The sequence below is a fragment of the Nibricoccus aquaticus genome, assembly GCF_002310495.1.
In the GTDB taxonomy this organism is placed as follows: domain Bacteria; phylum Verrucomicrobiota; class Verrucomicrobiia; order Opitutales; family Opitutaceae; genus Nibricoccus; species Nibricoccus aquaticus.
The window spans coordinates 3948542-3971604 of record NZ_CP023344.1 but is presented as its reverse complement, the minus strand read 5'-3'; the positions used below and the strand labels follow the sequence as shown (position 1 = coordinate 3971604).

At 61.3% G+C, this 23063-nt stretch carries 17 protein-coding genes; 11 read left to right on the top strand and 6 right to left on the bottom strand.

The annotated features are described in order from the left end of the window. Positions 1 to 27: 27 nt before the first annotated feature. Positions 28 to 1470, bottom strand: a complete 1443-nt coding sequence (locus tag CMV30_RS16040) for an FAD-binding oxidoreductase (RefSeq protein ID WP_096057823.1) — start codon at positions 1468 to 1470, stop codon at positions 28 to 30. Positions 1471 to 1601: 131 nt separating this feature from the next. On the opposite strand from CMV30_RS16040, the gene CMV30_RS16035 reads away from it, so the two are divergent. The 5 genes from CMV30_RS16035 (at position 1602) to CMV30_RS19580 (ending at position 7972) form a co-directional block, all read left to right on the top strand. Further along, the gene (locus CMV30_RS16035; RefSeq protein WP_096056965.1) at positions 1602 to 2570 is read left to right on the top strand and encodes a phosphoglycerate dehydrogenase; all 969 of its coding nucleotides are present in this window, start codon (positions 1602 to 1604) and stop codon (positions 2568 to 2570) included. 14 nt (positions 2571 to 2584) lie between these two features. Beyond that, positions 2585 to 3685, top strand: a complete 1101-nt coding sequence (locus CMV30_RS16030) for an Ldh family oxidoreductase (RefSeq protein WP_096056964.1) — start codon at positions 2585 to 2587, stop codon at positions 3683 to 3685. Positions 3686 to 3939: 254 nt separating this feature from the next. Beyond that, positions 3940 to 6183, top strand: coding sequence for a response regulator (locus CMV30_RS16025; RefSeq protein WP_096056963.1), 2244 nt, complete (start codon positions 3940 to 3942; stop codon positions 6181 to 6183). Beyond that, positions 6180 to 7547: an ATP-binding protein gene (locus CMV30_RS16020; RefSeq protein ID WP_096056962.1), complete on the top strand. Its 1368-nt coding sequence runs from the start codon at positions 6180 to 6182 to the stop codon at positions 7545 to 7547. The genes CMV30_RS16025 and CMV30_RS16020 overlap by 4 nt, the downstream gene beginning before the upstream one ends. A 38-nt stretch (positions 7548 to 7585) precedes the next feature. Then, positions 7586 to 7972, top strand: coding sequence for a hypothetical protein (locus CMV30_RS19580; protein ID WP_138223336.1), 387 nt, complete (start codon positions 7586 to 7588; stop codon positions 7970 to 7972). Positions 7973 to 8075: 103 nt separating this feature from the next. On the opposite strand, the gene CMV30_RS16015 is transcribed toward CMV30_RS19580, so the two are convergent. The 4 genes from CMV30_RS16015 to ilvE form a co-directional block, all read right to left on the bottom strand. Beyond that, entirely contained in the window at positions 8076 to 10631 is a 2556-nt protein-coding gene (locus CMV30_RS16015) for an ATP-dependent Clp protease ATP-binding subunit (RefSeq protein ID WP_096056961.1), read from the bottom strand. 75 nt (positions 10632 to 10706) lie between these two features. Beyond that, positions 10707 to 11792 carry a protein arginine kinase gene (locus CMV30_RS16010; RefSeq protein WP_096056960.1) on the bottom strand — a complete coding sequence of 362 codons (1086 nt, stop codon included), beginning with the start codon at positions 11790 to 11792 and terminating at the stop codon, positions 10707 to 10709. Positions 11793 to 11796: 4 nt separating this feature from the next. Beyond that, the gene (locus CMV30_RS16005) at positions 11797 to 12303 is read right to left on the bottom strand and encodes a UvrB/UvrC motif-containing protein (protein ID WP_096056959.1); all 507 of its coding nucleotides are present in this window, start codon (positions 12301 to 12303) and stop codon (positions 11797 to 11799) included. A 298-nt stretch (positions 12304 to 12601) separates the two neighbouring features. Next, positions 12602 to 13468, bottom strand: coding sequence for a branched-chain-amino-acid transaminase (gene ilvE / locus CMV30_RS16000; RefSeq protein WP_096056958.1), 867 nt, complete (start codon positions 13466 to 13468; stop codon positions 12602 to 12604). An 85-nt stretch (positions 13469 to 13553) separates the two neighbouring features. Here ilvE and CMV30_RS19955 point away from each other — a divergent pair, with 85 nt between their 5' ends. The 5 genes from CMV30_RS19955 (at position 13554) to dtd (ending at position 19952) form a co-directional block, all read left to right on the top strand. Continuing rightward, positions 13554 to 13748 carry a hypothetical protein gene (locus CMV30_RS19955; protein WP_096056957.1) on the top strand — a complete coding sequence of 65 codons (195 nt, stop codon included), beginning with the start codon at positions 13554 to 13556 and terminating at the stop codon, positions 13746 to 13748. Between the two features lie 94 nt (positions 13749 to 13842). Continuing rightward, positions 13843 to 15612 carry a putative manganese-dependent inorganic diphosphatase gene (locus tag CMV30_RS15990; RefSeq protein ID WP_096056956.1) on the top strand — a complete coding sequence of 590 codons (1770 nt, stop codon included), beginning with the start codon at positions 13843 to 13845 and terminating at the stop codon, positions 15610 to 15612. Between the two features lie 120 nt (positions 15613 to 15732). After that, positions 15733 to 17574 carry a glutamine--tRNA ligase gene (glnS, locus tag CMV30_RS15985; protein ID WP_096056955.1) on the top strand — a complete coding sequence of 614 codons (1842 nt, stop codon included), beginning with the start codon at positions 15733 to 15735 and terminating at the stop codon, positions 17572 to 17574. 292 nt (positions 17575 to 17866) lie between these two features. Continuing rightward, entirely contained in the window at positions 17867 to 19054 is a 1188-nt protein-coding gene (gene fabV / locus CMV30_RS15980; RefSeq protein ID WP_096056954.1) for an enoyl-ACP reductase FabV, read from the top strand. Positions 19055 to 19499: 445 nt separating this feature from the next. Then, a complete protein-coding gene (dtd, locus tag CMV30_RS15975; RefSeq protein ID WP_096056953.1) occupies positions 19500 to 19952 on the top strand; it encodes a D-aminoacyl-tRNA deacylase in 453 nt (150 codons plus the stop codon). A gap of 269 nt (positions 19953 to 20221) precedes the next feature. Here dtd and CMV30_RS15970 read toward each other — a convergent pair whose 3' ends face one another. Then, positions 20222 to 21472, bottom strand: coding sequence for an NAD(P)/FAD-dependent oxidoreductase (locus CMV30_RS15970; RefSeq protein WP_175414913.1), 1251 nt, complete (start codon positions 21470 to 21472; stop codon positions 20222 to 20224). A gap of 457 nt (positions 21473 to 21929) precedes the next feature. Between CMV30_RS15970 and CMV30_RS15965 the strand changes: the two genes are divergently transcribed. Next, positions 21930 to 22925: an ABC transporter substrate-binding protein gene (locus CMV30_RS15965; protein WP_096056951.1), complete on the top strand. Its 996-nt coding sequence runs from the start codon at positions 21930 to 21932 to the stop codon at positions 22923 to 22925. Positions 22926 to 23063: the final 138 nt, after the last annotated feature.

Sequence of the window (23063 nt, the reverse complement as noted above, 5' to 3'; positions counted from 1 at the left end):
ACGCTTTTTTCGCAAACGCTTCCGCGCTTACTTATGATCCCACGGCAGCTCGATCTTCAGCCGCGGATGCTCCCACACCTTGAACACCTCGAACATTTTCCCCGGATTCAAAATCCCTTTCGGATCGAGCGCGTCCTTCACCGCCTTCATCGCTTTGATCTCCGCCGCCGAATGCTGCATCCGCAAAAACGGCGACTTCGCCAGCCCTATCCCGTGCTCGCCCGAGATCGCCCCGCCCAGCGCCACGACGCCCTTCATCAACTCCTCCACCGCCTTCTCCGCGCGCAGATACTCCGCGTGATTCTCGCGATGGTACATGATGTTCACGTGCAGATTCCCATCGCCGAGATGCCCAAATGTCGGGATCGGCAGCCGCGACTTCTTCCGCAGCTTATCTAGAAACACCGCGAACTTCTCATAACTCCTGAGCGGCACCACAATGTCCTCGTTGAGCTTTGCATCGCCGAGCGCGAACATCGCGCCTGAGCACTTCCGCCGCACGCTCCAGAGTTCATCCGCTTCCGCGCGATCCCGCGCCTCGCGAAACGCCGCAGTGTTCGCCTGTGCCCACGCAACGACTACCGCCTTCTGATCGGCCACCTCGCTCGGCGTCCCGGCCAGTTCGATCAACATCACCGGCTTCCCCGCCTGCCCCTCAAAAACCGTCTTCCCCGTCTTCGCCTCCGCGCACTGCACGCTGTAACGATCCAGAAACTCGCAGATCGCCGGTTGCACGCGTAGCCCGAACAAAACCTTCACCGCCCGAAACGCATCGATCTCATCCGCAAACGACGCCAGCAACGTCCATCGCGCCGCCGGCAACGGAATCAGTTTCAACGTCGCCTCCGTAATCACACCGAGCATGCCTTCGCTGCCGATCCACAAATCGCGCAGATTAAACCCGGCCGAAAATTTCTTCGTCGGCGCCCCCCACTTCACTGCCTCGCCCGTCGGCAAAAATCCCCTCAGCGCCAAAACAAAATCCCGCGTCACGCCGTAGCGCCCGCCGTGCATGCCACCGGCATTGCACGCGATATTTCCACCGATGGTCGAATACTGCTTCGACGCCGGATCAGGCGGATAAAACCACCCCGCCGCTTCCGCCGCCGCATGGATCGCCGCGACTTTCGCGCCCGGCTGCACCGTCGCCATCCCCGCCTCCGCATCGATCGTCACTTTGTCCCACTTCGAAACATCCACCACCCACCCACCCCGCAGCGGCGAGCCCGATCCCGTCAGCGATGTCCCTCCACCGCGCACCGTCACCGGCACGCCATGCTTGTTAGCGAGCGCCAGCACCACGCCGATGTCCGCCTCCTTCTTCGGGAAAACCACCGCCGCCGGCAAAAACGACAGCTTGCTCCCATCAAACGACGCCGCGAATCGCGCATCCTCCGATGTCGCGACGCGCGCCCCGAGTTGGCGACGAAGTTGAATGGTGGCCGTGGCGATTTTTTTCGAGACTTTCATGACAAAACGCCTCGCCACACAAAACCTCCGTCCGCTCAAGCGGAAGCCCAATTCGGGAAGTTTGTTTGTCCGGGGTCATCAGCTTTTGTCTTTTCTAAGCCGCCCCCTTTGTGTGAAGTCCACGTCCCTCTATGACACGTGTCCTCCTGACGACCACTTCGTTCCAAGATACGCCTGGCATCCACCACGACATGCTCGCGGCCGCCGGCTTTGAAATCGTCCGCGAACGCGGTCCCCTCCCCGAGTCCCGCATGTTGGAACTCGCCGGCCAGTTCGACGCCTATCTCTGCGGCGACGACGCCCTCACCCGCCAGGTCATCCAAAAATCCCTCCCCCGCCTGAAGGTGATTTCCAAATACGGCATCGGCCTCGACAAGATCGACGTCAAAGCCGCCACCGACCTCAAGGTCCCCGTCCTCTTCACCCCCGGCGTCAACCACACCACCGTCGCCGAGCACACCTTCGCCCTCCTCCTCGCCGTCGTCCGCAACCTCGTCGTCGAGGCCAACCACGTCGCCGCCGGTCGCTGGACCCGCATCACCGGCAACGAACTCTGCGGCAAAACCCTTCTCCTCGTCGGCCTCGGCCGCATCTCGAAGGAAGTCGCCATCCGCGCCCGCGCCTTCGGCCTCAAAGTCATCATCTTCGCCAACTACTGGGAGGAAGACTTCGCCCGCTGGTACGACCTCCAACGCGTCGAAGATCTCGACGAAGGTCTCAAGCAGGCCGACTTCGTTTCCCTCCACACCAAGCTCACCGAAAAAACCAAGGGCCTCATCAACGCCCGCCGCCTCGCCCTCCTCAAGCCCGGCACTGTCATCGTGAACACCGGCCGCGGCGAACTCCTCGAACTCGCCCCGCTCGTCGAAGCCATCAAGGCCGGCAAGATCCGCTACGGCGCCGACGTCCTCGACCAGGAGCCACCGCCCGCCGACCACCCGCTCCTCGGCCTCCCCGGCACCGTGCTCACGCCGCACATCGGCAGCCGCACCCACGAGAGCGTCCAACGCCAGGCCTCCTGCGCCGTCGAAAACCTCACGCGCTTCCTCGCCGGCAAACAACCCATCGCCCAGGCCAATCCCGAAGTTTCCGCCAAATAACCTATTTACCCGCCATGCCCGAAACCTACTACGTCGTCCCTGAACAGCAGCACAACGCCCTCGTCCAAGCGGCGTATCAACACCGCGGATTCCTCGCCGACGAATCGGCCGAAGGCGCGCGTTTCTGCGCCGAGGCTTCCCGCCACGGCATCCGCACCCACAACGGCATCAAGGCCCTCCACCTCGACCACCTCTTCGGCTCCGGCTCGAAGGGCTGCGTCCCCGGCGCGCAGATCGACGTGAAGCCCTCGAAGTTCGAGGCCGCCAAGATCTGGAACGCCAACAAGAAGCTCGGCCAGTCCACGGCCTACCGCGCCATGGACGAAGCCATCCGCCTCGCCGACAAATACGGCGTCGGCACCGTCTCCGTGGACAACGCCTTCCACTATCTCTGGGGCGGCGGCTACGTCATGGACGCCGCGCGCAAAGGCTACATTGCCTACACGAACTGCACCGCGGCCCTCGCCGAGGTCGTTCCGTTTGGTGGCAAGTTCCCCACCCTCGGCACCAACCCGCATTCATGGGGCTTCCCCACGACCGACGCCGTTGGCTACCCAATCGTGATCGACTGGGCCACGTCCGTCGTCGCCATGGGCCGCGTCCAGCAGCTCAAGCGCGAAGGCAAAAACCTCCCGCCCGACGCCGCTGTCGATGAAAACGGCGTCGTCACCACCGACCCGAACAAAGCCAAGTTCCTCATGCCGTTCGGCGCACACAAGGGCTACGGCCTCTCGCTCATCAACGAGATCGTCGGCGGCTTCATCGGCGGTTCGCTCCCCACCATCCGCAACCGCTGGGAAAACGTCCCCACGGGCGACAAGGGCACCTGCGTGTTCTTCTTCCAGGTCATCCACCCCGACGCGATCAGCTCCGGCGCTTTCGCCAAGGGCCGCAACCAGGCGCAAAACGTGAAGGCCGTCATCGACGACGTCCTCGGTCACGGCAACGAGAAGTGCATGCTCCCCGGCCAGCTCGAAGCCGCCTTCGCCAAACACACCGCCGCAGCCGGTGGACTCCTCTTCACCAAGGCCGAAGTCGAGGCCTTCAACGAGATCGCCACCGAGTCCAAGCAGCCGCTCTGGAAGCTCGAATCCTTCAAAACCCATACGGTCTAACGGGTTCTAGGTATTTTTTCACAGCTCCCTTACCATCGGGCGCGTTGGCTTCTGGCCGGCGCGCCCTTTTTATTTCCCCGCCACTCCCCCGCTTGCCTCCGCCCGCCCAACCCACGAAACACTCAAGCCACGCGTGACTTAGCCGATTGAGCATTAAGTCACTTTCCCAATCCCCCCTCCCTCACCGCATGACCGCGCTCCGCCCCTCGTAGCGTGGCCATGCGACTTTTAATGTCCGCCCGCCACGTCCTCTCATGCCACCCGCACAGAGCGAAAAAAATCGCCGGATAATCATCATCGATGACAACCACGCCATCCATGAGGACTTCGCACGCATCCTACGCGGCAAGGACCAGCAGCAGAACAAACTCGATGACCTCGAGGCCGAGCTCTTCGGCAGCGCCAAGCCCCAAAGCGGCGCAGTAAACTTCGACCTCTCCTCTGCGTTCCAGGGAGAAGAAGGCGTCGCCAAGGTCCGCGACGCGCTCAACGCCGGCCGCCCCTTCGCCCTCGCCTTCGTTGATATGCGGATGCCTCCCGGTATCGACGGCCTCGAGACACTCGAACGTCTCTGGCAGCTCGATCCCGACATCCAGGCCGTCATCTGCACCGCCTACTCCGACTACTCCTGGGACGAACTCCTCGGCCGCCTCGGCCGCAACGACCGTCTCCTCATCCTCAAAAAACCTTTCGACAACATCGAGGTCCGTCAGATGGCCGGCACGCTCACCGAGAAATGGTCGCTCCAGCGCGATCACCACGAGCGCCTCTCCACCCTCGAACAAGCCGTCGCCGAGCGCACCGCCGAGATGATGGACGCCAACCGCAAGCTCACCTCCGAGATCGTCGAGCGCGCCAACATCGAGTCCGAACTCTACAAGGCCAAGACCGCCGCCGAAGCTGCCAACGAGGCCAAGAGCATGTTCCTCGCGAACATGTCCCACGAGGTCCGCACGCCTCTCAACGGCATCATCGGCATGTCCGATCTTCTCCTCCAGACCGAGCTCACCCATCTCCAGCGCGACTTCGTCCAGACGCTCAGCCGCAGCGGCGAGGCACTCCTCTCCGTCGTTAACGAGATCCTCGACTTCTCCAAAATCGAAGCCGGCAAGATCGTCCTCGAACGCGCCGACTTTCTCCTCAGCGAAGCCGTCCACGCCGCCCTCGATCTCCAGGCCCAGCCCGCCGCCAGCAAAAAACTCGAACTCGCCTTCCTCGTCGAATCCGACGTCCCCACGCGCCTCCACGGCGACACCGCGCGCCTCCGCCAGGTGCTCTTTAATCTCATCGGCAACGCCATCAAGTTTACCGAACACGGCGAAGTCTTCCTCCACGTCACCTGCGATCAGAAATCCGAACGCGACTGCACGCTCCGCTTCGAAGTCACCGACACCGGCATCGGTATTTCCCCCGAGATTCAGAAAACTCTTTTCCAGCCCTTCACCCAGGCCGACAGCTCCACCAGCCGCAAATACGGCGGCACCGGCCTCGGCCTCGCGATCTGCAAACGCATCGTCGAGATGATGGGCGGCCAGGTCGGCATCCGCAGCGAAGCGGGCAAGGGCAGCACCTTCTGGTTCACCGCCCATTTCACGCGCCCCGTCGGCATGGCCCTCAGCGCCGCCCCGTTCAACATCCCCGTCCGCCGCGCTCTCATCGTGGACGACAACGAGACCAACCGCAAAGTTCTCCGCCACCAGCTCACGTATCGGCGTATCCCCCACGACGAAGCCCCCAGCGGCCCCGCCGCCCTCGCCGCCCTCCGCCACGCCTTTCTCGAGGGCGCGCCCTTCGATCTCGTCCTTCTCGATTACCACATGCCCGAGATGGACGGCCTCGAACTCGCCAACGCCATCAACGCCCTCACCGATCTCCCGCAGCCGGTCAAAATCCTCATCACCTCCCTCGGCGACAAACTCAGCCCCGCGCAACTCGAGTCGCACCGCATCACGTCGTGCCTGCTCAAACCCATCAAACCCAACCCGCTCTTCGACGCCATCCGCTCCGCGATGGATAGCGGCCACACCGCTGCGGACTCCATCGCTCATTACGAGGAATCCCCCGAGCTTCAGGAAGCCGTCCGCATCCTCGTCGTGGACGACAACGCCATCAACCAGACCGTCACCGGCCATCAACTACTCCGCCTCGGCTACCGCGCCGACTTCGCCAACCACGGTCGCGACGCCATCGAGGCGCTCCACCGCCAGCCCTACGACATCATTTTCATGGACGAACAGATGCCCGTCATGGACGGCATCGAAGCGACCAAACTCATCCGCGCCGCCCAGATCTCCCGCGATCCCCGCATCCCGCGCCACCTCCGCATCATCGCCCTCACCGCCAACGTCCTCCCCGCCGAGCGCGAACGCCTCCTCGAAGCCGGCATGGATGACTACCTCTCCAAGCCCGTCATCACCGCCGCGATCCGCGAAGTCCTCCTGCGCAACATAGACAGCCTCCAGGCCAGCCGCAAAGCCACCCGCACCCCTTTCCCATGAGCCAGCACCCCGACGCCCCGCCCGCCGTTCCCGCCGCCATGACCGGCTCCGGCTCCCCCATTCCCCAGATCGAAAGCCTCCTCCTTCAGGCGTTTCTGGCCAGCATCCCCGACCACATTTATTTCAAAGACCTCCAGTCGCGATTCCTCGCCGTCAGCCAGGCCAAGGCCACTCGCGATAACCTCACGCCCGCCCAGCTCATCGGGAAAACCGACTTCGACTTCTTCGCCGAGGCCCACGCCCGCAAAGCCTACGACGACGAGCAGGCCATCATCCGCACCGGCCAGCCGATGCTCGATAAACTGGAAAAAGAAACCTGGCCCGACGGCCGCGTCACCTGGGTGCTCACCAGCAAACTCCCGCTCCGCGACGACCTCGGCAAAGTCATCGGCACCTTCGGCATCAGCAAAGACGTCACCAAATCCGTCGAGACCCAGAAAGCCCTCGAAGAGGCCAATCTCCAGCTCATGGAGGCCACCCGCCAGGCCGGCATGGCCGAGGTCGCCACCGGCGTCCTCCACAACGTCGGCAACGTCCTCACGAGCATCAACGTCACCGCCAATCTCCTCTCCGACCGCTTCCGCGATTCGAAGGTCACGAGCATCTTCAAAGTCTGCGCCCTCCTCCGCGATCAATCCGCCGATCTCCCCGGCTTCTTCGCCAAAGATCCGCGCGGCGCGAAACTCCCCGGCTATCTCGAAAATCTCGCCAACGCTCTCGATCAAGAGCGCACCGAAACGATGTCCGACCTCGGCACGCTTCTGAAGAGCATCGATCACGTGAAAGACATCATCTGGATGCAGCAGAGCTACGCCTCCGTTGCCGGTGTCGTCGAACCGCTCGCGCTCAACGAAGCCATCGAGGACGCGATCAAGCTCAGCAACAACGCGCTCCTCCGCCACAACGTCCACGTCACTCGCGAATTCGCCATCACCCCGCCCGCCCGCGCCGAGCGCCACAAGGTTCTCCAAATCCTCGTGAACCTCATCAGCAACGCCAAGAAGGCGATGGACGTGAAAGAACCCTCCCAGCGCCGCATGATCCTGCGCATCGAAAACACGCCGCAAAACACCGTTCAGATCAAAGTCATCGACAACGGCGTCGGCATCCCGCCGGACAACCTCACGAAGATCTTCTCCCACGGCTTCACCACGCGCAAAGACGGCCACGGCTTCGGCCTCCACTCGAGCGCCAACGCCGCCAAACAAATGGGCGGCTCCCTCAGCGCCTTCAGCCAAGGCCCCGGCAAAGGCGCCACCTTCGTCCTCGAACTCCCCGCGTGGAAGGAAGGCGAAAGCAACAGCCTCGCCGTCAAATCCGCCGAACAAGCCTTCGCCCCGATCTCGGCAGCGCGCTCGGTGTGAACGTCGGATCTACACCACTCACTAGCAACTTTGACCAAATGATCCCGCAGACCAACTCACGTCTCGGTATCGCTGAGACAACGGATGATTTGCACCGCGTCGTCGCCGTTTGTCGTGCTGCGGAAATCAATCTTCACCCAGAGGATGGAAACAGCGGAATTGGGTACGCGTTCACCGTCAGCACAAACGAGTGGGCGAACGCTCAAAGACTTATCACTGCTTCGCATCGATTTCGAAGTGGTGATCTACGCGTCTTTCTTTTCGACCACCCGATTCCACAAGATATGCCGCTACGCAAAGAAGTGTGGAACGAGTACTCAAGTTGGCGCGTATCACTTCGACACAAAGATCGCCCAGCCCCGGATCCCGACTTTGATGCATTCGTAGAAGAACGGATCGCCGCTCAATCGAAGAGAAAACGATAAGATTCTCTCCACATTAGAGGCTTCCGCACCTGGCAAGAAAAAAGGCCGCTCTCGAAAGAGCGGCCTTTGTCTTAAAACTGAACGTCGCTTTGCGAGCGGCGTGTTAGATCTGCGCGCTCGAGCTGGAGTCAGCGGGTTTGGTGGGCTCGTTCTGTTTGAACTCGAGCACTTCACCGTTGCGGACCACCAGCACGGGTTCGCCGTCCTTGATGTCGCCGCGGAGGATCGCCTCGGCGAGCGGGTCTTCGAGGTAGTGCTCGACGGCTCGACGGAGCGGACGGGCGCCCATCTTTTCGTCGTAGCCTTTCTCGATGAGCAGCGACTTCGCCTCGGGCGAGAACTCCATCTCGATTTTGCGTTCGACGAGACGCTTCGCGAATTTCACGAGCTCGATCTCCACGATCTTCACCAGGTCGTCCTTGTTGAGCGGACGGAAGAAGATGATGTCCGAGATACGATTCAAGAACTCGGGCTTGAAGATGCGTTTCGCTTCTTCGAGCACCTTCTCACGCATCTTTTCCTGATCGCCAAACGAACCGCCGACGGACGCAAAGCCCATCGAGGTCTGGCGCTGCAACAAGTGCGCACCGACGTTCGAAGTCATGATGATGATCGTGTTTCGGAAATCGACGACACGACCGAGCGAGTCGGTGAGCCGTCCATCCTCAAGGATCTGAAGCAGGATTTGCAGCACGTCCGGATGCGCCTTCTCGACTTCGTCGAAGAGGATCACCGAGTACGGCTTGCGCCGCACAGCCTCAGAGAGCTGGCCGCCCTCTTCGTAACCGACATAACCGGGAGGCGAACCGACCAGGCGCGAGACGGCGAACTTCTCCATGTACTCAGACATGTCGATTTGGATGAGCGCGTCCTGATTGCCGAACATCTGCGCGGCGAGCTGCTTCGCGGTCTCGGTTTTGCCGACACCGGTCGGGCCGACGAACATGAATGAACCGATCGGACGGCGCGGATCTTTGAGATCGGCGCGCGAGCGACGGAGCGCACGGGCAATGGCGGTCGCGGCGACTTCCTGACCGATGACGACCTTTTGAATTTCTTTTTCGATGCCGAGGAGGCGTTCGCTTTCCTTCTTCTCCATGCGGGAGAGCGGAATGCCGGTCCAGTCGGCGACAACCTGCATCATGAGGTCTTCGTCAATGGCGACACGCTTCTCTTCGCGGGCCTTCTTCCACGTTTCCGTGGCGGCTTCCTGGCGGGCGCGGAGCTGCTTCTCGTTGTCGCGATATTTCGCGGCTTCCTCGAAGTGCTGCTTGGCAATCGCCTCTTCCTTCTGCGCGCAGACCGTCTCGATCTCCTTGGTGAGATCTTCGATGTCGGTCGGGCGGACAAGCGAAGCGATGCGGGCGCGTGACCCCGCTTCGTCCATCACATCGATGGCTTTGTCAGGCAGGAAACGGCCGGTGATGTAGCGGTCGGACAACTTCGCGGCGGATTCCAGCGACTTGTCGCTGAAGGTCGCCTTGTGGTGATCCTCGTACTTACCGCGGATACCCTTGAGGATGATGATCGTGTCATCAACCGATGGCGGCTCCACCTTCACCGCTTGGAAGCGGCGGTCGAGGGCGCTGTCCTTCTCGATGTACTTGCGGTACTCGTTAAGGGTTGTCGCGCCAATGCACTGGAGTTCGCCACGCGAGAGCGCGGGTTTGAAGATATTGGAAGCATCCATCGCGCCTTCGGCCGCACCGGCGCCGACGATCGTGTGCATCTCGTCGATGAAGAGGATGATGTTCTTGGCGCGCTTGATCTCGTCCATCACGGCTTTGATGCGCTCTTCAAACTGACCGCGGTATTTCGTACCGGCGACCATGAGCGCGAGATCGAGCGTGATGACTTTCTTGTCGGCGAGGATCTCGGGAACGAGACCGCCGGTGATTTCCTGCGCGAGACCTTCGACGATAGCGGTTTTGCCAACGCCCGCTTCGCCGATGAGCACGGGATTATTTTTCGTGCGACGGCAGAGAATCTGGATGACGCGGCGGATCTCGTTTTTGCGGCCTACAACGGGATCAAGTTCACCCTTGCGGGCGAGTTCGGTGAGATCGCGACCAAAGGCTTTGAGGGCCGGAGTCTTGACCTCTTTTTTGCCGTCGTCGGTCGTACCGCCACCGCCGCCAGCACCACCGCGTTGGGAAGCGCCGCCAGCCGAGGCTTCGTCGCCTCCGCCGGGAGGATTGCCCTCGCCGCCGGAGAACTGCGGATCGAGCTCGCGGAGGATTTCGTTGCGGGTGCGTTCGATGTCGATGTCGAGCGACTTGAGCACGCGAGCAGCCACGCCTTCGCCTTCGCGGAGGAGACCGAGGAGGATATGCTCGGTGCCGACGTAAGAATGATTGAGCGCCTTCGCTTCCTTACCGGCGAGCGCGAGCACCTTCTTCACGCGCGGCGTATAAGGAATGCTGCCCGTCGTCTTGGTTTCTTGGCCGGTGCCCACTTGCTTCTCCACCGCACCCCGAACGGTCTCAAGATCGAGGCCCATCTTTTGGAGCACGCTCACAGCCACACCTTGGCCCAGTTTGATGAGGCCCAAAAGAATGTGTTCGGTACCGACGTAATTGTGGTGAAAACGGTCGGCCTCTTTGCGCGCGAGGGCCAGCACTTGCTGCGCTCTCGGGGTGAAGTTGTTCATCGGTTCCATGTGAGTGGTAGGTAGGCGGGCGTATGTGTTGTTATCTGTTTAGTTAAATCGGCTGCCTGCGACGCGGGCGCAGGGTTAATTGTGGCTGTTGATAGTGAAATTCGGTTTCGCGAAAGCGGCAAACTCTGCACGCAAACGCTCGGCGCGCAGGCTGTCGCGCTGGTTGGATTCGAGATCGGTCTTCGATGTTTGCTGAACGTGGCCGGGCTGCGCCTCGATGAAGAGGCGGTCGATCACGGAACGACTGTCGTCCGGGAATAAACCAAGATCGATGCCGAGCCGGAGCAGCGAGAGCAGATTCATCGCCTCGCCCGAGCTGAGCATGTGGCTGTGCTGGAGAATCCCATACGCGCGGCCGATCTTGTCGAAGATCTTGGCTGCATCGCTTTCCATGAGTTTCGCGCGGGCGTTCTGCTCGTGCTCGACGATGGAGTTCAGAACGCTGCCGAGGCGCTTGATGATCTCTTCCTCAGATTCGCCGAGCGTGGTCTGATTCGAGATCTGGAAAATGCTGCCGCTCGCATCGGAGCCTTCGCCGAACAAGCCGCGGACAACCATGCCGAGCTGGTTCACCGCGCGGACGACTTTCTCCATCTGATTGGAAATCACGAGCGCAGGCAGATGCATCATCGCGGAGGCGCGCATACCGGTACCGAGGTTGGTCGGGCACGCGGTCAGATAACCGAGTGTCGGCGAAAACGCATAGTCGAGCGCCTCTTCGAGCGCGCTATCGAGCTCGTTGATGGCGTTCCACGTCTTCTTCAGCTGGAAACCGGCGCGGAGCACCTGGATGCGCAGATGATCCTCTTCGTTGATCATCACGGAGAGCGTCTGGTCCTTGCTGATGAACACGCCCGCGCCTGCTTTAGCGCCGCTGAGTTCGCGGCTGATCAAGTGGCGCTCGACGAGAATCTGTTTCTCCAAATCGCTGAGTTCGCTGACGGCGACGTTGAGTCCCTTCTTCATCTGCGCCGATGCACCGAGCGCGTCGCGGCAAGCCTCGAAAACCGTCTCGCGCTGCGCTTCGCGCGCCCAGCCCGGGAACGGATTGCCCGCGAGATTCCGCGCGAGGCGGATGCGCGTCATCAAGACGATGGCGCACTTGCTACTCGCGGTGTCGGTCAGCTCGGACGGTGAAGCGATGAGCGACGCGATCGTCATGGGCTTAACGCGTGAGCTTTTGTCCGACGGCTTGTTTGACTTGGTTGATTTCATCGCGGAAACGGGCGGCGTCTTCGTAACGCTCGGCTTTGATTGCCTGATCGAGATTACCTTCGAGCGCGCTGAGACGGTCGTGGAGAGATTTACGGTCGAGCGCCTTCTGTGGCACCTTCCCGGTGTGGTTGGTTCCCTTGTGCATGTTGTCGAGCATCGGCTCGACCATGCTGTTGAACGTCTCGTAGCAGTGCGGGCAGCCGAAGCGGCCGTGCTTCTTGAAATCGTTCTGGGTAAACCCGCAGTGCTCGCAGCGCATCGCATCGGTCGCCGCCTCAGGATTGAGCGAGGCTTTGAGGAGCAGGTCCGACAGTGAAAAACCGCTGGGATCGGTCACGCCTTTGGCTTGGGCGCACGCCTCGCAGAGATCTACCTTATGAATCTTGTTATTAACGATCTGCGTGAGATGTACCGTCGCGGTTTTCGGGCAAAGATCACATTTAAGAGGGCTGGCCATGGGAAAAATAATGCGCGTCCGTTCTCAGTATCGACACAGCGAACTGAAAACTATGACGAGCGTGGGACATTGATGGATGCATCTGTCTGCACCAACCATGCCATGAGCGCTTCTGCTGGCAAGACCTCGACAGCGCTTCCTGAGAGGAAAATTCCCCGGACAGAAAGAGCGACGCGGCCGCGCCATGAGACACGCCTTTGGCACGGATATGGCGCACGTCGCGCCACAGGATCTAAGAAACAAAAGGCGCGAGAACGGGGCCGTTCTCGCGCCGAAAAAAACAGAGAATCGCCAGCCGTTAAATCCGTGTGCCCTCGGTCAGCACGCGGCGGCGGAACGACTCGCGCACCTTCGCGAAGACCGCGCCGGGCTTGCCGTCGCCGATCTCGCGACCATCGAGCTTCACCACCGGGATAACCTCCGCGCCTGTTCCCGTGAGGAAAACTTCGTCCGCGCACCAGACATCGTAGCGCGTCATGTTTGCCTCGCGGATCGGCACGCCGATCTCTTTGGCGATGTCGAAGATCGCATCGCGCGTGATGCCCTTGAGCGCGCCTTGGGAGGCGGCCGGGGTGATGATTTCGCCCTTGTGGACGATGAAGATATTATCGCCCGTACACTCGGCGACGTAGCCTTGGTCGTTGAGCATGATCGCCTCAAGCGCCCCGGCCTGGCGCGCCTCGATCTTGGCGAGGATGTTGTTCAGATAATTGAGCGATTTCACCGCTGGCGGCAGCGCGGCCGGATTCATGCGGCGGGTTGCAACCGTGACGATCTCCAAACCCTTCGTGTAATGCTCGGCCGGGTAGAGCGCGATCTTGTCCGCGATGATGAAAATCGACGGCTTCGGGCACAGCCACGGGGAAAGCCCCAAGTCACCCACGCCACGCGTCACCACGAGCCGGATATAGCCATCTTGGAGATTGTTGGCGCGGCAGGTCTCGATCGTCGCATCGGCGATCTCCTTGCGCGACCACGGCATTTTCAAGAGCAGCGCTTTCGCCGAGTACTCCAACCGCTCCAGATGCTCATCGAGGCGAAAAATGTTCCCCCCATAGATGCGGATACCCTCGAAAATACCGTCGCCATAGAGCAGTCCGTGATCGAACACGGAGATAGTGGCGTCGGCGCGATCGACGAGTTTCCCATCGAGATAAATCTTCATCGCACAACGCTAGGAAGCGCCCGCCGAGCTTGTCCAGCCTCCGTGCGCCCACTGTGCGGTGTCGTGCCCAAACTTGCCAGCCACTGTGCCGCCGCTTTCCCTCCCCGCCTGCATGATCACGCCCGAAAAACGCCCCGCCCTCGCCCGCATCGAGCTCCTCACGTTCCTGCTGTTCGGCGTCATCATCGCGATCGTGATCATCCCCAGGCTCCGAAAAACTCCCGCCCACGAAGCTCCCGCCGCTCAAAACGCCCCGAAACAGCCCGCCGCGCTTCCTTAACTAATCTTACCGTCCCGCCAACCTTTACGGTGAACCTCTTCCCTAGATTGCTTTCCTAACGCGCCAGCCCACTCTCCCGCAACCTGCCCATCGCATGACCGCCGCTCCTATCGCGCCCGCCCAAAACCTCACCTACGTCGTCGGACATAAAAATCCCGACGCGGACGCCATCTGCTCGGCCATCGCCTACGCCGCCTTTAAGGAAGCCCGCGGCGAACGCGGTTACATCGCCGCCCGCTGCGGCAACTCCAACGCCCGCATCGATACCATTCTCCAAAAGTTCCGCCAGCCCCTCCCCGTCTACCTAAGCGACGTCACCCCGCGCGTACGCGACGTCATGGTCACCAACGTCGTCTCCGTCGGCCAGAACGCCACCTGCGCCGAGGCCCTTGAACGCATCGACGAGCACGACGTCCGCATCCTCCCCGTCACCACCGACGACCACCGTGTTGTCGGCTCCGTATCCGTCTTCCAACTCGGCGGCCACTTTATCCCCCGCCTCCGCGAGCCGCGCGAAATGCGCAAAGTCACCACCTCGCTCTCCCACATCACCCGCGCCCTCAAAGGCCGCGTCGTCCACATCACCAACGCCGACGAATGCCAGGACCTCTACGTCCGCATCGGCGCCATGGACGTCCGCTCCTTCGGCAAAGTCTCCGAAGGCGACGGCATCCCCGCCAACCGCACCGTCATCATCGTCGGCGACCGCTGGGACATCCAGCAACGCTCCATCCAGATCGGCGTCCGCGCCCTCGTCGTCACCGGCAACCTCCCTGTCGATGATGAAGTCGTCCAGCACGCCAAAACCGCCGGCGTCAGCCTCATCGTCAGCCCGTTCGACTCCGCCACCACCGCCTGGCTCGTCCGCACCGCCTCCACGATCGACAGCCTCATCGACCGCAAATTCGCCTCCGTCACCGCCGACGTTCGCCTAGCCGACCTCCGCAAAAAAGCCGCCACCTCCACCGCGCCCGCTTTCATGGTGCTCGACGACACCGGCAAACTCCAGGGCATCCTCACCAAGACCGATATGCTCAAGCCGGTCAAAACCCGCCTCGTCCTCGTCGATCACAACGAAATGACCCAGGCCGTCACCGGCGCCGCCGAAGTCACCATCGCCGAGGTCATCGACCACCACCGTCTCGGCTCGCTGAATACTCAGCAGCCCATCCTCTTCATCAACGAGCCCGTCGGCTCCACCTGCACCATCGTCGCCGATCTCTTCCGGCGCGAAGGCCTCAAGCCCTCCCCCGAGATCGCCGGCATCATGATGAGCGGCATCATCTCCGACACGCTCCACCTCAACAGCCCCACGACTACGGAAAAAGACGGAACCCTCCTCGCCTGGCTCTCCGGCATCGCCGGCGTTAACTCCAAGGCGCTCGCAGACACCATCTTCAGCTCCGGCTCCGTCATCCTCGGCAACTCGCCCGACAAAGTCATCCGCACCGACTTCAAGATCTACGAGGAAGACACCGTCCGCTTCGCCGTCTCCCAAGTCGAAGAACTTGGCTTCGGCAATTTCTGGCAGCACTCGAAACAACTCTGCGCCGCCCTCCAAAAACTCTGCGACACCGAGGAACTCGCCTTCGCCTGTCTGCTCGTCACCGACATCAACACACAGAACTCCCTGATGCTGGTTAAAGGTGACCCCGACTTCATCGCCCGCATTTCCTACCCGCACGTCGAGAAAGACGAAATCTTCGACCTCCCCGGCATCGTCAGTCGCAAGAAGCAGCTCATCCCGTACATCACCTCGCTGCTCAAAGAACTCCAGGCCGACGGCATCACGCCGCACCCGCGCCGCGTATCCCACGCCCCTTTCGAAATCCCGCCCGCCGCCATCGAAAGTGCGAAACTCTGAGCCACGTCTCTTCGCGCGTCCTGCCCAGCCATCGCGGCCTTATCCGCACCGGGCGCAATGGCCGTCCCGCAAAAGCTGCATTGCCTAGCACCGCACGCGTGCCCTTAGCTGACGCTCTCCATGTCAGCCGAAACCACCGCGACCACCGACACGCCAGCACCCGCTCCCAGCGATTTCATTCGTGACATCGTTGCCCAGCATGTCGCGGAACAACGTTACCCAAAGATCGTCACCCGCTTCCCGCCCGAGCCCAACGGCTACCTCCACATCGGCCACGCGAAATCCATCTGCCTGAACTTCGGCATCGCCCGCGAAAACAACGGCCAGTGCAACCTCCGCATGGACGACACCAACCCCGCGAAGGAGGATGTCGAATACGTGGACTCCATCATCGCCGACGTGAAATGGCTTATCGCCGGCTGGGCCGACCACTGCCTCGGCTTCAAACCCAAAGGCGCCACCCCCGCGTCCTTCACGGTTAACGGAAAGCCCGACTACTACCTCGCTCCCGTTTCTCCGGCTCCGGCCTCCGATTTTCACCCTTCACCCCTCACCCTTCACTCTTCACCAGCCGCCGAGCCCTTCTTCGCCAGCAGCTACTTCGATCAACTCTACCTCTTCGCCGTCGAGCTCATCAAAAAAGGCAAAGCCTACGTCTGCGATCTCACGCCCGAGGAAACCGAAAAATACCGCGGCGCCCCCAGTGAACCCGGCCGCGACTCCCCCTTCCGCACGCGCTCCGTCGAAGAAAATCTCGATCTCTTCGCCCGCATGAAAGCTGGCGAATTCCCCAACGCCGCCCGCTCCCTCCGCGCCAAGATCGACATGGCCTCGCCCAACATCTGGCTGCGCGACCCGCTCATCTACCGCATCCGCCACACCGCCCACCACCAGACCGGCGACACCTGGTGCATCTACCCGCTCTACGACTTCGCCCACTGCCTCAGCGACTACCTCGAAGGCATCACCCACTCCATCTGCACCGTGGAGTTCGAAGTCCACCGTCCGCTCTACGACTGGATTCTCGAAAGCCTCGAACTCGCCCGCCCGCTCCCGCACCAGTACGAATTCGCCAAGCTCATCCCGAGCTACCTGATCGTCTCCAAGCGCCGCCTCATCCAGCTCGTGAACGAAAAAATCGTCACCGGCTGGGACGATCCGCGCATGCCCACGATCTCCGGCCTCCGCCGCCGCGGCGTCACCGCCGCCGCGATACGCCACTTCGTCATGGGCACAGGCGTCACCAAATTCAACGCCCTCACCGACCTCGCTGTCTTCGAGCATACCATCCGCGAAGACCTCAACGCCCTCGCCCAGCGCCGCCTCGCCGTCCTCAAGCCCATCAAACTCGTCCTCACCAACCTCGCCGCCGAGGAGGTCATCGAGGTCGACGCCACCAACAACCCGCAGGACGAAAACCCCACCACGCGCAAAGTCGCCCTGACTCGCGAGGTCTTCATCGAGTCCGACGACTTCGCCGAAGTCCCGCCGCCCAAATATTTCCGCCTCAAACCCGGCGGCGAGGTCCGCCTCAAATACGCCTGCATCATCAAACTCGACGAAATCGTGAAAGACGCCGCGGGCAACCTCCTCGAACTCCGCTGCACCGCCGACCTCACCACGCGCGCCGGGGGCCCCAACTCCGACAAAAAAGTCAAAGGTACCATCCACTGGGTCAGCGCCACGCACAGCATCGACGCCGAAGTCCGCCTCTACGACCGCCTCTTCACCGTCCCCGAACCCGGCGCCGAAGACGACTTCCTCAAAGTCGTTAACCCCAAGTCGCTCCAAGTCGTCACCGCCAGACTCGAAGCATCCCTCGCCTCCGCCACCCCGGACGCCCGCTACCAATTCGAACGCCTAGGCTACTTCACCCTCGACGCGAAAGACTCCGCTTCCGGCCACCCCGTCTTCACCCGCACGATCTCCCTGAAAGACGCTTGGGTTCCCGCCAAAAAATAGCTCCCGCGCTACGCCTCCGCGCATTTCCATCCGCAATGCCTGCGCCTGCGCTCCCCGTCCTTGAGCGTTAAAAGTTAAGCGTTGAGCGTTGAATGTTCCGCGTCCGCCATACCGCCGACGTCGGCTCTCCGTCCTACGCCCATTGGTCACTGATCACTGGTCATTGGTCATTCCATCTCCGCCCCTTCGCCCAGTCCTTTGCGTCTTCGCGTCTTTGCGATTCAACTAACCTCCATTCGCCGTTAAATTTCCCCTTTCCCCGCCTCCCGCTTTCCCCCTTCCTAACTGTCCCATGGTCATCAAACCCAAAGTCCGCGGCTTCGTCTGTGTCACTGCCCATCCCGCCGGTTGCGCTGCTCACATCCAGGAGCAGATCGACTACGTGAAATCCAAAGGCCTCCTCAAGAACGGCCCCAAGAAGGTCCTCGTGATCGGCGCCTCCACCGGCTTCGGCCTCTCCTCGCGCATCACCGCCACCTTCGGCTGCCAGGCCGACACCCTAGGCATCTTCTTCGAACGCCCCTCTGAAGAAGGCCGCCCCGCCACCCCCGGCTGGTACAACACCATCGCTTTCACCAACGCCGCCCGCGCCGCTGGCCGCTACGCCAAAAACATCAACGGCGACGCTTTCTCCGACGACATCAAGAAGCAGGCCATTGAAGCCATCAAAGCCGACCTCGGCCAGGTCGACCTCGTCGTCTACTCCCTCGCCTCGCCCCGCCGCACGCATCCGAAAACCGGCGTCGTTCACAAGTCCTGCCTCAAGCCCGTCGGCCAGACCTACACCAACAAGACCGTCGACACCGACAAAGGCGTCGTCAGCGAAATCACCATCGAGCCCGCCAACGAAGCCGAGATCGCCGACACCACCGCCGTCATGGGCGGCGAAGACTGGGAAATGTGGATCGACGCCCTTCTCGAAGCCAACGTGCTCGCCCCCGGCGCCACCACCGTTTCGTACTCCTACATCGGACCCGAAGTCACCTGGGCCATCTACAAAAACGGCACCATTGGCCTCGCCAAAAACGACCTCGAACGCGCCGCCAAAAGCCTCGACGCCAAACTCAAAGCCCACGGCTACGGCCGCGCCTTCATCTCCGTCAACAAAGCGCTCGTCACCCAGGCCAGCTCCGCGATCCCCGTCGTCCCGCTCTACATTTCCATCCTCTACAAACTCATGAAGGCGCGCGGCACGCACGAAGGCTGCATCCAGCAAATCCAGCGCCTCTTCGCGACCGAAATGTATAACGGTTCGGCATTAAACTTCGACGACGCCCGCCGCGTCCGTATCGACGACCTGGAGATGCGCCCCGACGTCCAGGAAGAGGTCAAAAAAATCTGGCCCCAGATCACGACGGAGAACTTGCCGTCGCTGACCGACATCGCCGGCTACCGCACCGAATTCCTAAAAATGTTCGGCTTCGGCCTCCCAGGAATCGACTACGAAGCCGACATCGAACCTCACGTCCCGATGGTTTGATAAAGCGAACTCCAAACTTGTACCATGGAGACAAGGAAACTGCGGACAGCGAAAAATGTAGCGCTTTCCTTGTTTCTCATAACGTCAGCAGCGTTTGGAGCTGCTGACATATTTTTTTACTACAACTCCGTATGGTCAGAAATAAGTTGGATACTCGATACCATCATCGGAGTCGCATTGATATACACGTGGTGCCGGAATGATGCGCTGATCAGAGGGGAGTTACTGTCCACGCGACTAAAAGTGTGGATCTGGCTTTTCGCCGCTGTCGCAGTCCCAGTTTATTTGGTGAAATCACGAGGATGGAAAGGCGCACTAAAGATAGGCTTTGGTGCTCCGATTTTCGCACTTTCTATCGGGCTCTACCACAGTGGTTGGCATCTTTCGATGTGGTTGGCAGAAAAAACTGGTTACTACCAATCAGGGTAGAATCGTCCCTGGCTTAATGCGCCTCGTCGTCCAACGCGTCTCCTCCGCCAGCGTCACCATCGACAACATCGTGCGCGGCGCCATCGACCGCGGCCTCTTGATTCTCCTCGGCGTCGCCGCCGGTGACACCGAAAACGACGCCCGCTGGCTCGCCGAAAAAGCCGCCGCGCTCCGCATCTTCCCCGACGACGCCGGACTCATGAACCGCTCCGTCCGCGACATCGCCGGCGGCATCCTCGTCATCAGCCAGTTCACGCTCATCGCCAGCACGCGCAAAGGCACCCGCCCCTCGTTCAACGACGCCGCCAAACCCGACCTCGCGCGCCCCCTCTACGAAAATTTCCTCGCGCAAATCGAGATCGCCCTCGGCCGCCCCGTCGCCCGCGGCGAATTCGGTGCCGACATGAAAGTCGCCCTCATCAACGACGGTCCCGTCACCCTCGTCCTCGACTCCCGCCAGCGCGATTAACTCCGACGGTAGGAGCGGTTTTACGCCGCGATCTCCGGGAGCGCCAACATCCCCGTCGGTATTCCGATTCAGCGCCTCCGCCCCTCCTCGCTTCCGCGATCAACCCCTTCCCTCCTCCGAAATCCTCTTAATACCATAAATCCTGTCCAAAAGATTCCTTCTCCGCCCTCTCTTCCGATCTCTGTGCCCTCCTTGTCCGCGCTCCGTGCCCTCTGTGCTCCATTCCAAAAAAAATCCCTGCCCGCTTTCGACTTTATCGCCGCATCCCCTCACCGCCCAAACCGAAACAACTCCGCCAACGCATTCCGCTCCCCCACGATCGCAGCGCGAATAATCTCCGCCGCCAGCGCGCTAAAAATCACGCCATTCCCGCCGTACCCCAGCGCGAAATAAATCCCCGGCCGTCCCGGCGCCTCGCCGATGTACGGCAGCGAATCCTTCGTTTCCGCAAACGTCCCCGTCCACGAAAACGCCACATCGCACCGGATCTCCGGAAACAACTGCCCAAACCTCCGCTGCAACGCCCCCGTCTTCGCCACCAGCAACGCATCGCGCCTCTGCGGATCGCGAAATTCCTCGTCATACCCGCCGATGATCGCCCGCCCGTCCGCCGTCGTCCGCGCATAAATATACGGACGCGCCGTCTCCCAGATCAGCCGCTCCCCCGGCCAGCCCGCCCGCGTCTCCAATGGCTCCGTCACCAGCGCATACGTGCTGTGACACTTCGCCGGTTTCTTCCGGAAAAAGTTCAACGACTCATACCCCGCCGCCACGACCAGCCGCCGCGCTTTCACGCGAAACCCATCCGCAGTCGTCAGCACAAATCCCCCTCCTCCGCCTCCCGCACTCCGTCCTTTCCCAACTGCGCCACGAGCATCCACCCGCTTCCACGACGTCACCGCCGTCCGGTCAAATACACGTAACCCTTTCCGCATCTCCGCCGCCGCCCTCACCACCGCGTGCGTAAACTCAAACGCATCGATCTCCGCCGCATCGTGACTCTCGATCGCCGCGTGATGCGGCAGCGAACTCTCCCCCGCGATCCGCTTGCGCGTCCACCAGCTCACGTCGAAACCGTGCTTCCTCCTCAACTCAAACTCCCGCTTCAACCCCGCCACCTCCCGCCGCGTATTCGCCAGATAAAGACTGTCCCTCCCCGTGAAATCCCCGCCCTTCACCCGCCTCGCCAGCGCCCCGATGCTTTTCACCGCCGCCCGGCACGCCCGATAAACCCGCACCGCATTCTCCTCTCCCATCCGCCCGCTCAATTCCGTCAACGTCAGATCCGTCTCATACTGTAACAACGACGTACTCGCCGCCGTGCTCCCCGTCCCGATATCGCGCTTGTCCAGCATCACCGCATCGATGCCCGCCTCCGCCAGCCGATACCCGATCAACGCCCCGCTCACGCCTCCACCGATGATCGCCACCTCGCACTCCACATTCTCCCGCAACGTCGGGTAAACGCCCAAAATCCCATTCTTAATAATCCAAAACGGACAGCCGGAAATGAGATCCATAATTCTCCGACCGACCTCACCCCTCCCCCTCAGTGCCGGTCCCATCTGCCTAAAACACCCTGACATTTCCCCCGGTATTTTCCCGACCCAACCCTATAAGTCCTATTCGTCCCATGAGACATATAAGACCTATTCCGTCCTTTCTCAAATCCTCCAACCCACCCATCCCACTAGGCGCTCTTCGCGCCACCTTCGCGTCTTTGCATTTCAACCAAACCGCCGCCCGCTCTCCGACCGCTAACGTCTCTAGTCATTGGTCATTGGTCATTGGTCATTGGTCATTGGTCATTGGTCATTGGTCATTGGTCATTGGTCATTGGTCATTGGTCATTGGTCATTGGTCATTGCAGCTGCGCGCTCTGCGCGCAGCTGCTCACTTTCGCTCACCCCACCCCCGTGGCATATCCCCTGCTAAATCGCCCGCGTAACACGATCTGATCAAAAAGTAACACAACCCATGATTACCGTCCCGCGTTCACTCCGCCGCCTCACCCTCGGCCTTACCCTCGCCGCCCTCCTCCTCTCCCGCGCCACCGCCGCCCCTCTCAAAGTCGCCTACTCCGACTGGCCCGGCTGGACCGCCTTCGCCATCGCTTCGGAAAAAGGCTGGTTCAAACAAGCCGGCCTCGAGGTCGAACTCCTCTGGTTCGAGTACGGCCCGTCGATAGAGGCTTTCACCGCTGGCAAAGTGGACGCCGTCATGGTCACCAATGGCGACGCCCTCGTCACCGGTGCCAATGGAGCGAAAAACGTCATGATCCTCGTCACCGATTATTCCAACGGTAACGACATGATCGTCGCCCAACCCGGCATCTCTTCCCTCAAAGATCTCAAAGGCAAAAAAGTTGCCGTCGAAGTCGGCTTCGTTGACCACCTCCTTCTCCTCAACGGCCTCAAAAAAGCCGGCATGACCGAGGCCGACGTCGAACTCGTCCCCACACCGACCAATCAGACCCCTCAAGTCCTCGCCTCCGGCCAGGTCGCCGCCATCGCCGCCTGGCAGCCCAACTCCGGCCAGGCCCTCAAAGCCGTCGCCGGCTCCACCGCCGTCTACACCTCCGCCGACGAACCCGGTCTCATCTACGACACCGTCGCCGTCAGCCCTCAAAGCCTCGCCCAAAACCGCGCCGACTGGGTCAAGTTCGTCGCCGTCTGGGACAAAATCGTCGCCTACTTGAACGACGAAACCACCCGCGACGACGGCATCAAAATCATGGCCGCCCGCGCCGGCGTTGATGCGAAAGAATACGCCGCCTTCATGTCCGGCACCAAGCTCCTGACGCTCGCGCAGAGCACTAAGATCATCTCCGGCCAAACCGACACCTTCGGCTCTATCGCCGGCTCCTCCAAAATCGCCGACGAGTTCAACGTGAAGAACGGCGTCTACAAAGAATCCCAACCCGTCGCCACCTACATCGACGCGACGCTCACCACCGACGCCCTCAAGAAATAATTCTCAGTCTTCCATCGGACGCTCTCATCACCCCGGGAGCGTCCGATTCGCTTTTGACTCTTCGCTCCGACCTTAGCGTCTTTGCGTCTTCGCGCTTCAACCAAAAGTCTCGCCCGCGTTCCACCTCCGCCCCGACAA

What these genes read in the sequence shown, in the direction of transcription:
- CMV30_RS16030 (WP_096056964.1), top strand. Translation starts at nt 2,585, where the DNA reads ATGCCCGAAACCTACTACGTCGTCCCTGAACAGCAGCACAACGCCCTC.
- CMV30_RS15990 (WP_096056956.1), top strand. Translation starts at nt 13,843, where the DNA reads ATGACCGCCGCTCCTATCGCGCCCGCCCAAAACCTCACCTACGTCGTC.
- dtd (WP_096056953.1), top strand. Translation starts at nt 19,500, where the DNA reads ATGCGCCTCGTCGTCCAACGCGTCTCCTCCGCCAGCGTCACCATCGAC.
- CMV30_RS16020 (WP_096056962.1), top strand. Translation starts at nt 6,180, where the DNA reads ATGAGCCAGCACCCCGACGCCCCGCCCGCCGTTCCCGCCGCCATGACC.
- CMV30_RS19580 (WP_138223336.1), top strand. Translation starts at nt 7,586, where the DNA reads ATGATCCCGCAGACCAACTCACGTCTCGGTATCGCTGAGACAACGGAT.
- CMV30_RS16040 (WP_096057823.1), bottom strand. Translation starts at nt 1,470, where the DNA reads ATGAAAGTCTCGAAAAAAATCGCCACGGCCACCATTCAACTTCGTCGC.
- glnS (WP_096056955.1), top strand. Translation starts at nt 15,733, where the DNA reads ATGTCAGCCGAAACCACCGCGACCACCGACACGCCAGCACCCGCTCCC.
- CMV30_RS16035 (WP_096056965.1), top strand. Translation starts at nt 1,602, where the DNA reads ATGACACGTGTCCTCCTGACGACCACTTCGTTCCAAGATACGCCTGGC.
- CMV30_RS15965 (WP_096056951.1), top strand. Translation starts at nt 21,930, where the DNA reads ATGATTACCGTCCCGCGTTCACTCCGCCGCCTCACCCTCGGCCTTACC.
- fabV (WP_096056954.1), top strand. Translation starts at nt 17,867, where the DNA reads ATGGTCATCAAACCCAAAGTCCGCGGCTTCGTCTGTGTCACTGCCCAT.
- CMV30_RS16025 (WP_096056963.1), top strand. Translation starts at nt 3,940, where the DNA reads ATGCCACCCGCACAGAGCGAAAAAAATCGCCGGATAATCATCATCGAT.
- CMV30_RS15970 (WP_175414913.1), bottom strand. Translation starts at nt 21,472, where the DNA reads ATGGATCTCATTTCCGGCTGTCCGTTTTGGATTATTAAGAATGGGATT.
- CMV30_RS16010 (WP_096056960.1), bottom strand. Translation starts at nt 11,792, where the DNA reads ATGACGATCGCGTCGCTCATCGCTTCACCGTCCGAGCTGACCGACACC.
- CMV30_RS16005 (WP_096056959.1), bottom strand. Translation starts at nt 12,303, where the DNA reads ATGGCCAGCCCTCTTAAATGTGATCTTTGCCCGAAAACCGCGACGGTA.
- CMV30_RS16015 (WP_096056961.1), bottom strand. Translation starts at nt 10,631, where the DNA reads ATGGAACCGATGAACAACTTCACCCCGAGAGCGCAGCAAGTGCTGGCC.
- ilvE (WP_096056958.1), bottom strand. Translation starts at nt 13,468, where the DNA reads ATGAAGATTTATCTCGATGGGAAACTCGTCGATCGCGCCGACGCCACT.